Genomic DNA, 11,958 nt, shown 5'->3' with positions numbered 1-11,958 from the left:
ACCGCTGGAAACCCGACAACGACGAAGGAGTACGACATGGACGAGAACACCCGCTACCAGGTGCTGCGCAACGACGAGGAGCAGTACTCCCTCTGGCCGGTCGACCTCGACGTGCCCGCCGGCTGGCAGCCCGTCGGCCAGGAGGGCACCGAGGCGGAGTGCACCGCCTACGTCGACGAGGTGTGGACCGACATGCGGCCGCGGAGCCTGCGCGAGCGCATGGAGAGCGCCGGATCCTGACCGGTCGCAGCACTTCCGTCCCACGACAACCCCGAGGAGCTGACCGTGACCCCTTCGCTGCGCACCGAACACCTGGAGTTCATCCCCTACCGGGCCGAGGACGAGGACGCCTTCGTCTCCCTCCTCCGCAACGCTGACGTGTGCAGCTGGATGGGCCAGGACCTGGTGCCCGAGCCGCAGATCCGCGCGCTGTTCCGCGCGATCCTGACCGACGTGTACCCGCAGCGGATCTTCGACGTGTGGGGCCTGTGGCTGGACGGGAGGTACGCGGGCCACGCCGAGGTGAAGAAGACCGGGAACGTCGACGGCCACGAGCTGGTCACCGCCCTCGCCCCGGAGTTCTGGGGCCGGGGCCTGGGCACCGAGGTGGTCCGCGGACTGATCCGTTACGCCGCCGACGAGTTGGGGCTCAAGGAGGTCTACGGCATGGTGGGTGCGGAGAACGCCCCGAGCCTGGCGATGTGTCGACGGCTGGGCTTCCGGCACCTGCGCGACGTCCTCGGGGACGACGGCTCGGTGACGAAGGTGGTGGCGCTCTCGACGACCGGCCAGGCCTGACCGGGCCCGGCCGGGTGCGGCCCGGCCCGCGGCGCGTCCGGTCGCGCCGCGGGCCGCTGACGTGCACGCCCGCTCAGCGGGCCGGTACCGCTCCGTTCGGCGCTCCCGGCCCGCTCGGCGTTCCCGCCGCGCTGCGGCCCAGCAGCAGGGCGAGGTCGTCGGCCTGGCAGCGGATCTCCGGGATGGCGGTTGTCTCCAGCAGGTTGCCGCGCCGCAGCGAGCCCAGCGTCCACAGCGGCGCCGGAGCCCGGCCGCCCGCGGGGAGGAGCCGGCCGTCGGCGGCGGTGTCGAAGCCGCCGCCGACGGGGGCGGGGGAGCCGAGGCCGGTGGTGAGCAGGTCGGTGATCAGCGGGTCGTCGACCCGGGTGAGTTCGGCCTCGGAGCCGGTGCAGTTCAGCACCGCCCCCACCTGCAGCGCGCGGCCGTCGTCCAGCCGGACGTCGATGACCTCGCCGACCTCGCCGGGGCCGTCCGCGGTGGTCTTGGCGTCGGCCACGGTGCCCCGGCCGATGCTGACCAGGCCCGCGTCGACGGCGGTGCGCAGGGCCCTGGCGCTGACCGGCGGGATCCGGTGGCGGTGGGTCTCCCAGAGCCGGAGGTCCCGGGCCAGCAGCCGGGCCTGGTCGGCGGGTGAGAGCTGCTGCCACAGGGCGCTGGTGAGGGGGCGGAGGCTGTCGACCCCGGCCCGCCAGTCGCCGTGGACGCGGCGGCAGCGGGCGATCTGGCACAGTACCGCCCGGCGCAGCGCGGGCAGCCCCGCACGGGCGTCGAGCTGCGGGACGGCCGGTGCGGCCGGGGTGGTGAGCGGGGTGGCGGCGTGCGGTCGGGGGACCAGGCCGTGCCGGGACAGGGCGTGGACGACGCGTCCGGGGCGTTGCAGGCTGAGCGCCATGTCGACCATGGTCAGGCCGGTGCCGACGAGCAGGACGTCGCGGTCCTCGGGGACGGCCGCGAGGGCGCCGGGTGCCCAGGGGTCGGCCAGGAACCGCCCGGAGTCGCGCAGCGCCGGCGGTGCCCAGGCTTGGCCGGGTGCGAAGTTGCCCAGGGCCAGCACCGCCGCGTCGACGTCGAGCGGTGGCCCGTCGTGCAGCCACAGGCGCAGCGGCGGGGTGGTCGCCCGGGGCCGGTGGGTGAGGGCGACGACGCGGTCGGGCACTCGGACCAGGTCGGGGGTGCCGGGGCCGGAGGCAGCCGCTGCCAGGCTCTCGGCGAGGTAGCGGCCGAAGAGGCGCCGGGGGACGAAGTCGTGCTCGCCGCCGCGGTCGCCGAGCCAGCGCACGAAGTGGCCGGGGTCGTCCCGGTGGGCGCTCATCCGGCCGGCCGGGACGTTCAGCAGGTGGTGCGGCGCGTCGGTACCGAACGCCAGCCCCGGGCCTGCGGGCCCGGGGTCGATGAGCCAGATCCGGGCCGGTGCGGGTCTCCCGGCGGCCGCGTGGTGGAGCAGGCGCAGCGCCGTGAGGGTGCCGGCGGCGCCTGCGCCCACCACGGCGATCTCGTGCGGGGTCCTGCTCTGGTTCACGGCGGCCGCGTCGGACGCAGCGGGAGACGTCATGCGGCCAACATCGAGCCGATCGCGCCGCCGCGTCCAACGACGGTTCATAGGCCCCTCGCCAAGCAGGACTTATGGCCCGGTGGCGCGGTGGTGCGTCGACCTGGGGCAGGGCGAAGGTCACGTAGGGTCCCGGGTTCGACACGTTCCGTCCCATAAGGAGAGTTTGGGGCGCTCGGCCGCCCGTCGCCCGGCCCCTGGTTAGAGGGTGTCACGAAAGCTGTTGACCTCTTACGGGGATTCGCGTTATAACTTCTAACGAACGCGCAAGCATCTATCGCGTGCGGGGCTGCCGCAGCCTCGCCCGCAGCCCGACAGGCAACGCCCGCCCACCAACTGACACTCGATCAAGGGGAATCCCATGTCCGGCACCCGCAGCACCGGCGTCCGCGCCGCCCTGTTCGCCGTCCCGCTCGTCGTCAGCCTCCTCGGCACCGCGGCCGCGCCCGCCGGGGCCGCCACCTCGCACCCCGGCACCTCCCTGACCTGCCGCGGCCAGGGCGTCGATCCCCGGGCCCAGGTCCGCTACCGGGCCGAGACGGTGGTCCACGCGCCGCTGCACACCATCTGGAAGCTGCAGACCGACGTGGAGCGCTGGCCGTCCTGGCAGGGCCCCGTCGCGAGCGCGGAGCGCCTCGACCACGGCCGCCTGCGCCCGGGTTCGGCGTTCCGGTGGACGACCCCGCTCCCGCCCAACCCCGCGACCACCGCCACCAGCCTGGACATCACCTCGACCGTCCAGCAGCTCAAGCGGGAGTCCTGCATCCGCTGGACGGGCCCCGCCGTCGCCGAAGGGCTGCACATCGACGGCGTCCACGTGTGGAACTTCACCGAGGTCAAGGGCGGCGTCCGGGTGAGCACCGAGGAGACCCACACCGGGCCCCAGGTCGACGCGGACGTTCCCACCGCGACCGGGATCCTGCGCCAGGGCCTCGACGGGTGGCTGCACGACCTGAAGACCACCGCCGAGGTCATCGCCGGGGCCGACGCCGACCGGGGCTAACCGGAGAGGGCTTCGAGGGCGGCCCGGGCGGCGTTGTGGCCGGGGATGCCGCTGACTCCGCCGCCGCGGACGGCGCCCGCGCCGCACAGCAGGACGTTCGGGTGGGCCGTCGCCACGCCCCAGCGGGCGGCGGGGCCGTCCACGGGCCCGGTCGCGAACGGGAAGGAGAGGTCCCGGTGGAAGATGTGGCCGCCGGGCAGGCCGATCTCCCGTTCCAGGTCGAGCGGGGTCCTGGCCTCCACACAGGGCCGGCCGGTGGCGTCCGGCGCGAGGCAGTCGGCGATCGGTTCGGCCAGCACCTCGTCCAGTTGGGCCAGACTGGCCGCCAGGGCGCGCTCCTTGGCGGCCGGGTCGGTGAACAGCCGGGCGGGCATGTGCAGGCCGAACAGGGTCAGCGTCTGGAGGCCCTGGCGGACGGCTTCGGGGCCCAGGATGGTGGGGTCGGTGAGGGTGTGGCAGTAGATCTCCGACGGGGGCGCGGAGGGCATCCGGCCGGCCGCCGCCTCGGCGTAGGCGGTCTCCAACTGCCGGTAGCCCTCGGCGATGTGGAAGGTGCCCGCGAAGGCCTCCCGGGGGTCCGCGCCGGTGTCCCGGAGCCGCGGCAGCCGGCGCAGCACCAGGTTGACCTTCAGCTGGGCGCCCTCGGGCGCGGGCCCGGGCTCCTCGCCGAGGAGGCGGGCCAGGGTGGCCGGGGCGGCGTTGACCAGCACCCGGCGGCCCGCCGCCGTGGCCTCGCCGCCTTGGTGACGGTACGTCACCTCGGCGTCGCCGTGGCCGTCGGTGGCGATGGCGGTGACCTCGCACCCGGTGCGGATCTCCGCGCCGGCGGCCAGGGCCGCCTCGGCCAGCGCGTCCGTCACCGCGCCCATGCCGCCGACCGGGACGTCCCAGTCGCCCGTCCCGTTGCCGATCACGTGGTAGAGGAAGCAGCGGTTCTGCCGGAGCGAGGGGTCGTGGGCGTGGGTGAAGGTACCGATCAGCGCGTCCGTCAGGGCGATCCCGCGGACCAGGTCGTCGCTGAAGGTCCGTTCGATCGTCTCGCCCAGCGGCCGTTCGAACAGGGCGGTCCAGGCGGCGTCGTCGGCGATCCGCCGGCGCAGTTCGGCGCGTGCGGGCAGCGGCTCGGTGAGGGTCGGGAAGACCCGTCGGGCGACCTGCCCGGTCATGCCGTAGAAGCGCTGCCAGGCCTCCCACTCCCGGTCGGTTCCGGTGAGCGCCCGGAACGCCTCCCCGGTCCGGCCGGGGTCGGCGGCGTCCACCAGCAGGCCGGTGGGCTTCCCGTCCCGGACGGTGGGCGTGTACGAGGCGATCCGGCGGCGCCGCAGGTCGAGCCGCAGGCCCAGCTCCTGGACGATCTTCCGCGGCAGCAGGCTGACCAGGTAGGAGTAGCGCGACAGCCGGGCGTCCACGCCGGGGAACGCCCGGGCGGAGACGGCGGCCCCGCCGACCCGGGGCAGCCGTTCGAGCAGCAGGACCCGGCGTCCGGCCCGGGCGAGGTAGGCGGCGGCCACCAGCCCGTTGTGGCCGCCGCCGACGATCACGGCGTCGTACCGGGCGGGGGTGGACGGGTTCGCGTTCACCCCCGCCACGCTACGGGACGGGGGCGGGCCGGGGAATGCCCCGGACACAGCGGCCCCGGAACGCCGCAGCGCCCCCTCGCGGCGGTTCGCGAGGGGGCCCTGCGGCGTCCGGCCGGTCAGTGGCCGCCGTGGATCAGTTCGACGGAGAAGCCGTGGTCGGTGGCGACGGCGGGCGTCCTGACCTGGGTGACCCCGGTCGCGGCGTCGTAGTACCAGCCCGAGGCGGCCGAGTCGAGCGCCGCCGCGGAGTCCAGCCGGGGCAGCGGTCCGCCCTGCGTGACGACCAGGCGCGGGGCGGGCTTGCCGTGCACGGTGAAGCGGTACCCCCGCTCGGCCGGCTTGCCGGTGTAACTCCCCACGCTGGCACCGACCTTGACGACGGTGACCGGCCCGTGGGCGCGGACGTCCACCCGCTGGGTGGCCGAGGCGCCGGCGGCGAAGCCGCGGGTGACGCCGTCGTCCTCGTACAGGGTGTAGGAGGAGTCGCCCTGCGGGTAGAGGTCGTAGTCGAGCCGGGTGCGGTCCCGGTTCTCCCAGGACAGCGTGCCCTCGGGCCACATCGGCACGATCGAGCCGCCCTTGACGAACAGCGGCAGGGTGTCCAGCGGCGCGGAGTAGCCGTTGACCGTGGTGGGGCCCTGGTAGGTGCGCCCGGTCCAGTAGTCGGTCCAGGTGCCCTTGGGCAGGTAGATGCCGTCGCGCACCGAGGTGTCCGAGTAGACCGGTGCGACGAGGAAGTCCGGCCCGGCCAGGAACTCGTACCTGGCGTTCGGGCCGAGGGTCGCCGGGTCGTCCGGGTACTCCAGGGCGAGCGGACGCACCGCGCCGACGCCCGTCCTGGTGGCCTCCGCCGACAGCGTGTACATGTACGGCAGCAGCCGCTCCTTCAGCTGGAGGTACTTGCGGTTGATCGAGGTGTAGGGCTCGCCGTCCAGCCAGGGCTGCTGGTCGCGCTGCTCCTTGCCGGCCATGTCCCTGGCCCAGCCGTCCATGGTCATGATGGCCGGGAGGAAGGACTTCCACTGGAGGTCGCGGGTGTACATCTTCGGGTCGCGGCGGTAGATGGAGCCGACGTCGCCGGTGTTGTAGGCGATGCCGGACATGGTGGCGCCGGCGTAGGTGGGGATCTGCCAGCGGATGTAGTCCCAGGACAGGCTCTGGTCGCCGCTCCACAGGACGCCGCAGCGCTGGGCGCCGGCCCAGGAGACGGGCAGCCAGACGAAGCCGCGGGCGTCGCTGCCGTCCTCGATGCCGGCCTTGGCCTGGTCGCAGGCGTTCAGCGCGAAGTCGTAGCCGTTGCCGACCCAGGCGACGTCGAGCTTGCGCACCAGGGCGCCGGCCTTGACCTCGGCGGCCTGGTCGGGCAGGCCGTTCTGGGTCCAGAGCCCGAGCTGGGCGTGGTCCTTGCGCAGGCCCTCGCCGGTCTGGGCGAGGTTCTCGTAGCCGCAGCCGTAGCCGTCGTTGACGAGCATCCAGCCGAGCGGCATCTGGTTCCGCACGTAGCCGTCGGCGACCTTGAGCGCGTCGGTGGTGTGGCGTTCGCCGCGGTTGGCGTTGTGCAGGTAGCAGTCGGAGTCGCCGGGCTCCAGGCCGTAGACGGGCGGCATGAAGGGCTTGCCGACCAGGGTGGTGTACTTGCCGATCACCGACTTGACGTCACCGGTGAAGTAGTAGGCGTCCAGGCGCCGTTCCTGCTGTCCGGTGCGCACGGGCGAGCCGAAGTCGTAGCTGCCCGGGGCGAAGGTGTTGCGGAAGACGCCGTAGCCGGCGGTGGAGATGTAGAACGGCTGCGAGTTGTTGTAGCCGCCCTCGTTCCAGTTGGTGCTGTTGGCGACGTGGACGGTCTTGTCCCGGTGGGAGAAGGAGCCGTTCTGCTCGCCGCCGCCGAAGAACTGCTCGTCGGCGCCGCGGACCAGGCTCTGCCGCAGCCCGCTGGTGGACCAGCGTAGCGGGGCGTCCTCCTGCCAGACGGCGGTGCGGTTGTCGGCCTTGTACAGGCCGAACCTCAGGGGGTGCTTGTAGACCCGCAGCACCTGGTCCTTGGAGCGGATGCCGTAGTAGTCGCCGGCGTCGAACGACGAGGTGCCGCGCTGGAGTTCGGGCTGCTTGCGGATGATCGTGCTGCCGGCCGGGTCGGTGAGCACGCCGTCCGGGGCGGCGCGCAGCCGCAACTGGTCGTCGGCGAGGAAGTCGACCTTGGCCTTGAGGGTGCCGGCGGCGATGTCGTAGCTGCCCTGGCCGCCGGAGAAGGAGGTGAGGTCTCCCGCGTCGGCGGTCTGCGGCAGGTAGGCGCGGCCGGTGAAGGAGCCGCCGTGCACGTCGTAGGGGACGACCAGGACGTGGTACGTGCCCGAGGCCTTCGGGATGACGGTCGCCTCGGGGTTGGCGGTGCCCGCGCTCTCGGCGACCTCCTTGCCGTTGGCGTCGTAGACGTAGAGGTCGAAGTCGTCGGTGGGGTTCTGCCACTGGATCGAGAGCGGGACGCCGCCCTCGGGGTTGTCGTCCCAGTAGCCGGCGGGCGCGTCGACGGTCAGGTCGAAGCGGCCGCAGACCGTGCCGTCCGGGTCCTGGGCGGCGGACGGGCAGGAGGCGGCGCCGCCGAGGGTGCCCTTGGCGTACGTGGGGCTCTGCCAGGTGGTGCTCTGGTGGCTGCCGTCGAGGACGGCGGAGCCGGGGGTGGCGGCGCGGGCCGGCAGGGCGGGCCCGGCCACGGCGGCGATGCTGGTGAGGGCCACGGTGAGGGCGGCCCGGCGGAGGCGAGGTCGTACCAAGCGCACGGTGTGTTCTCCCGTCGGATGAGCAAGAGATGTTCACTTACTGCGCGAAGCTGCTTGAACATGGGGGAATACAAGCAACATTCACAGTTGTGGCCGGTCCATGTCAATGGCGGGGTCACCGTTCCCGACACCCCGGACGGCCGGGGCTACTTGACCGATCCGGCGGTCAGCCCGGAGACCACGTGGCGCTCGATGACGGCGAACAGCACCACGACCGGCACGATCGCGACCACCGATCCGGCGAACAGGTAGTTCCACTCCACGGTGTAGTTGCCGATGAAGCCGTTGATGCCGACGGTCAGCGGCTGGCTCTCCGGGGCCGTCGACAGGGTCAGGCCCATCACGAACTCGTTCCAGGCGGAGATGAAGGTGAAGATCACCGCGGTGACCACGCCGGGCATGGCCAGCGGCAGCACCACCCGGCGCAGCGCCCCGAGCCGGCCGAGGCCGTCGAGCAGCGCGGCCTCCTCCAACTCGACCGGGATCGAGCCGATGTAGGCGGTGAGGATCCAGACGGCGAAGGCCAGGTTGAAGGCGGCGTTGCAGAGGATCAGCGTCCAGACCGAGTTGAGCATGTCCAGCTGGTAGAACTCGCGGTAGAGGCCCACCAGCAGCGAGGTCGGCTGGAACATCTGGGTGACCAGGACGAGCAGCAGGAAGAGCCTGCGGCCCCGGTACCTGAACCGCGCGGTGCAGTACGCGGCGGGCAGCGCGACCAGCAGCGCCAGCACGGTGGAGCCGCCGGCGACCAGCAGGGTGACCTTGAGGTTGGCGCCGAGCGTCGACTCGCGCCAGACGTCGACGAAGTTGGACCAGGCGGGGTGGCGCGGCAGGTAGCCCGCGTCGCGCAGCTCGTCGGCGGGGCGCAGCGCGGTGACGGCCATCTCCAGGTACGGGAGCAGGAAGACCGCCGCCAGCAGCCAGGCCGCCGCCGCCATGACCAGGGCGCGCGGGCGGATCCGGCGCGCGGGCGGGCGGGCCGTCAACGCTCCTCCCCGTTCCAGCGGCCGACCTTGAGGAAGACCAGCACCATCAGCACCACCAGGGCGAAGTTGACCACCGACATGGCCGCGGACTCGCCGATGTCGGTGTTCTTCAGCTGGTACATGAACACCGTGCTGGTGGCCGTGGCGCTGCCCGGGCCGCCCTGGGTCATGCCCCAGATGACGGGGAAGGAGTTGAAGACGTTGATCAGGTTGATCACGAGGCCGACCAGGAAGGCCGGGCGCAGCAGCGGCAGGGTGATCCTCCGGTAGGCCTGCCACGGGGAGGCACCGTCCACCCGGGCCGCCTCGTACAGCTCGCCGGGGACGGTCTGCAGGCCGGCGAGCAGGGTGTAGGTGGTGAACGGCAGCGAGACGAAGACGGCGACGAGGACCATCCAGGGCCAGGCGGTCGACGGGTCGCCGAGCCAGTCCCGGGGGCCGTCGACCAGGCCGAGGTCGGTCAGCGCGGTGTTGAGCACGCCGGCCGTCCGGTCGAGCATCCACCGGAAGCCGATGGCGGTCATCAGGACGGACGCCGCCCAGGGGGCGATCAGGGCCCAGCGCGCGAACCGGCGCCCGGGGAAGCGCTGGTTGAACAGCTGGGCCAGGCCGAGCGAGAGCGCCATCGTCAGGCCGACGACGGCCACCGTCCAGACCACCGTCGAGAGCAGCACCCGGCCGAGGTCGGCCTCGCCGAGGAGCTTGCGGTACTTGTCCAGCCCGGCGGAGCCGCGGACGAACCCGCTGGTGCTGATGCGCAGGAACGAGGTGCGGACCATCTCGTAGACGGGCCACAGGACGACGGCCAGGATCAGCAGGACGGCCGGGGCGATCCACGGCAGCGGTCCGAGCCGACCGGGGCCGGAGCCCGTCCGGGCGGGCCGGCCGGGCCCGGGGGCTCGGGGGGTGGGGGAGTCGAGGGACACGGCGGTGCCTTTCGGACGGGGCGCGGGCCGGGGCGGGCGTGTCCTACTTGTTCGCGACGGCGTCCCGGGCCTTCTTCTGCAGGTCGCCGAGCACCTTGGCCGGGTCCCCGGCGACGGCGGTGCCGATGCTCTTCTTGAGCTCGGCCGAGACCGCGTCCCAGGTGGTGTTGCCGAGCGGGTAGAAGACGGCGTTCGGCAGGAGGGCGAAGAACGGTTCGAGGTCCTTGTGCTTGCCGCTGGCGGTCATCTCGCGCAGGGTGCTCTGGGTGACCGGCATCAGGTTGTAGGTCTCGTCGAAGGCGAGCGTGTTGTCCTTGGAGTACGCGAAGTCGAGGAACTTCCTGATCTGGTCGCGGTGGCCGTTCTTCTTGAAGGCCATCGTCCAGTCCGCGACGCCGAGGGTGGAGGCGAGCGGGCCGGTCCTGCCGGGGATGGGCGCGACGCCGTAGTCGACCTTGCCGTCCTTGGCCATCTGGATCAGCGAGGGGTGGCCGTTGGCCATGGCGGCCTTGCCCGCGGCGAAGTCGGCGAAGGCGGTCTTGCGGTCGGTGGTGGCCGGGTTGGCGTAGGTCAGGCCGGGGTCGACGAGGTTGGCCTTGAGCCAGCGGAAGGTGTCGACGTCGGCCTGGCTGTCGATGGCGTACGTGCCGTCCTTGGCGGTGGGGCCGCCGCCGTTGCCGAGCTCCCAGATCATGCTCTCGCCCTGGGCCTCCTCCGGGCCGAGCGGCAGCGCGTACGGGGTGACCCCGGGCGCCTTGGCCTTGATCAGTTCGGCGTCCTTGCGCACCTCGTCCCAGGTGGCGGGCGGCTGGGTGATGCCGGCCTGCTGGAAGACGGCCTTGTTGTAGAAGAGGGCGCGGGCGGAGGAGACGAACGGGATGCCGTACTGCACGCCGTCGACCCGGCCGGCCTCGGCGAAGCTCGGGATCAGGTCGGCCCGGGTGTCGGCGGACAGGACGTCCTCGGCCTTGTAGAGGAGGTCGTCGGCGACCTTGTCGGCGTAGCCCCCGGTCTGCAGGACGTCGGGGACGTTGCCGCTCTGGATCATCGTCTTGACCTGCTTGTCGATGTCGTTCCAGTTCATCACCTGGACGTCGACCCTGATGCCGGGATTGGCCGCGGTGAACGCGGTGGCGACGCCGTTCCAGTAGGCCTTGGAGCTGTTGGACTCCTTCTCGCCGTAGTCGGCGGCGACGAGTTTGAGCGTCACGGCGCCGTTCGGGGAGGACCCGCCGCCACTGCTGCCGCCGCACGCTGTGAGGGCGAGCGCGCCGACGGCACAGACCGCCCAGAGGGTACGTACACGTGTGTTCACCGCAGTTACCGCCTTCGTACGCCGCTTGATCCTAGTTGCTTGAAGAGCGCTGGTTCTGAGCAGATTCGAAAGAGCGTGGCGTCGGGCAGTATTCACGAGGCGGACCGGCGGGGTCGAGGTGTCGCCCGGATGTCGTTATCGGACCGTTGCATGACAACTGGCGGTGCGACAGAGAGCCCGGCCGGTTCTCCCCGGCCGGGCACCCCGCGTGAACAGGTCAGACGCGCGCGACCCGCACCCCGCAGGCGGCGATCGCCTTCTCCTGCGCCGCGGTGGCCTCGTCGTCGGTGACGAGGTCGTGCACCTCGGCGAGCGGGCAGATCTTGGCGAAGGTCACCCGGCCGATCTTGGTGCTGTCCGCCAGGACCACCGACCGCGCGCTGGCGTGCAGGAACGCGCGGTCGGTCTGGGCCTCCATCTCGTCGTGCGTCGTGCAGCCGTCCTGCGCGGTCAGGCCGTCCACCCCGATGAACGCGAGGTCCAGGTGGTACTGGGCGAGCATCCGGTCGGCGGCCGGCCCCACCAGCTCGTAACTCGTGGTCCGGGCCAGGCCGCCGACCACCACCAGGCGGACCTCCGGCCGGACGATGAGGTCCGCCGCGATGTTGACCGCGTTGGTCACGATGGTGATCCCGCCGCGCTCGGCCAGCACCCGGGCCAGCTCGCTCGTCGTCGTGCCGCCCGTCAGGCCCACCACGGCGCCGTCCGGCACCAGCCGGTCGGCCGCCAGCGCGATCCGCCGCTTCTCCGCCTGCCGCGTCCCGTGCTTGTGGCGCAGCGGCAGTTCGAGGTTGACGGCACCGGTGACCGCCCCGCCACGGGTGCGGTGCAGCAGGCCCTGGTCGTGCAGTTCCTGGAGGTCCCGGCGGACGGTGGCCGGTGACACCTGGAGGAGGCCGGCCAGCTCGTGCACATCGGCGCTGCCCGCCTCGGTGATGTGGGTGAGGATCCGGGCGGTACGGTCGGCTTTGAGCATGGCCGAAGTCTAGGGCGTGTCCGTTGGATCACGCCGGGCCCGTACGGC

General features: G+C 72.5%; 10 protein-coding genes. 3 read left to right on the top strand and 7 right to left on the bottom strand.

All coding sequences use genetic code 11. The features are described from left to right. Positions 1-36 precede the first annotated feature (36 nt). Together AB0O82_RS27560 and AB0O82_RS27555 are read left to right on the top strand one after the other, a co-directional pair. On the top strand, positions 37-240 hold the full coding sequence (locus AB0O82_RS27560) for an MbtH family NRPS accessory protein (protein WP_363586612.1): 204 nt from the start codon (positions 37-39) through the stop codon (positions 238-240). A gap of 45 nt (positions 241-285) precedes the next feature. After that, on the top strand, positions 286-798 hold the full coding sequence (locus AB0O82_RS27555; RefSeq protein ID WP_363586611.1) for a GNAT family N-acetyltransferase: 513 nt from the start codon (positions 286-288) through the stop codon (positions 796-798). Between the two features lie 73 nt (positions 799-871). On the opposite strand, the gene AB0O82_RS27550 is transcribed toward AB0O82_RS27555, so the two are convergent. Then, a complete protein-coding gene (locus AB0O82_RS27550) occupies positions 872-2,350 on the bottom strand; it encodes an FAD/NAD(P)-binding protein (RefSeq protein ID WP_363586610.1) in 1,479 nt (492 codons plus the stop codon). A gap of 358 nt (positions 2,351-2,708) precedes the next feature. Here AB0O82_RS27550 and AB0O82_RS27545 point away from each other — a divergent pair, with 358 nt between their 5' ends. Next, positions 2,709-3,350 (top strand): SRPBCC family protein, encoded by a 642-nt coding sequence (locus tag AB0O82_RS27545; RefSeq protein WP_363586609.1) that lies wholly within the window; start codon positions 2,709-2,711, stop codon positions 3,348-3,350. On the opposite strand, the gene AB0O82_RS27540 is transcribed toward AB0O82_RS27545, so the two are convergent. The 6 genes from AB0O82_RS27540 to AB0O82_RS27515 all read right to left on the bottom strand — a co-directional run bounded on the left by AB0O82_RS27540 (position 3,347) and on the right by AB0O82_RS27515 (position 11,910). Beyond that, positions 3,347-4,930 carry an NAD(P)/FAD-dependent oxidoreductase gene (locus AB0O82_RS27540; protein WP_363586608.1) on the bottom strand — a complete coding sequence of 528 codons (1,584 nt, stop codon included), beginning with the start codon at positions 4,928-4,930 and terminating at the stop codon, positions 3,347-3,349. The two genes, AB0O82_RS27545 and AB0O82_RS27540, sit on opposite strands and share 4 nt — an antisense overlap. A 116-nt stretch (positions 4,931-5,046) precedes the next feature. Continuing rightward, on the bottom strand, positions 5,047-7,707 hold the full coding sequence (locus AB0O82_RS27535; protein ID WP_363586607.1) for a TIM-barrel domain-containing protein: 2,661 nt from the start codon (positions 7,705-7,707) through the stop codon (positions 5,047-5,049). A 146-nt stretch (positions 7,708-7,853) separates the two neighbouring features. After that, complete coding sequence (locus AB0O82_RS27530; RefSeq protein ID WP_363586619.1) at positions 7,854-8,645, bottom strand: carbohydrate ABC transporter permease; 792 nt, start codon at positions 8,643-8,645, stop codon at positions 7,854-7,856. 44 nt (positions 8,646-8,689) lie between these two features. Next, positions 8,690-9,619: a sugar ABC transporter permease gene (locus tag AB0O82_RS27525; protein WP_363586606.1), complete on the bottom strand. Its 930-nt coding sequence runs from the start codon at positions 9,617-9,619 to the stop codon at positions 8,690-8,692. 43 nt (positions 9,620-9,662) lie between these two features. Then, the gene (locus tag AB0O82_RS27520; RefSeq protein WP_363586605.1) at positions 9,663-10,934 is read right to left on the bottom strand and encodes an extracellular solute-binding protein; all 1,272 of its coding nucleotides are present in this window, start codon (positions 10,932-10,934) and stop codon (positions 9,663-9,665) included. A gap of 217 nt (positions 10,935-11,151) precedes the next feature. Then, positions 11,152-11,910, bottom strand: a complete 759-nt coding sequence (locus tag AB0O82_RS27515) for a DeoR/GlpR family DNA-binding transcription regulator (protein ID WP_363586604.1) — start codon at positions 11,908-11,910, stop codon at positions 11,152-11,154. Positions 11,911-11,958: the final 48 nt, after the last annotated feature.

Source organism: Kitasatospora sp. NPDC088264, from assembly GCF_040685715.1.
Taxonomy (GTDB): domain Bacteria; phylum Actinomycetota; class Actinomycetes; order Streptomycetales; family Streptomycetaceae; genus Kitasatospora.
This window is presented reverse-complemented; position numbering and strand designations above follow the sequence as displayed.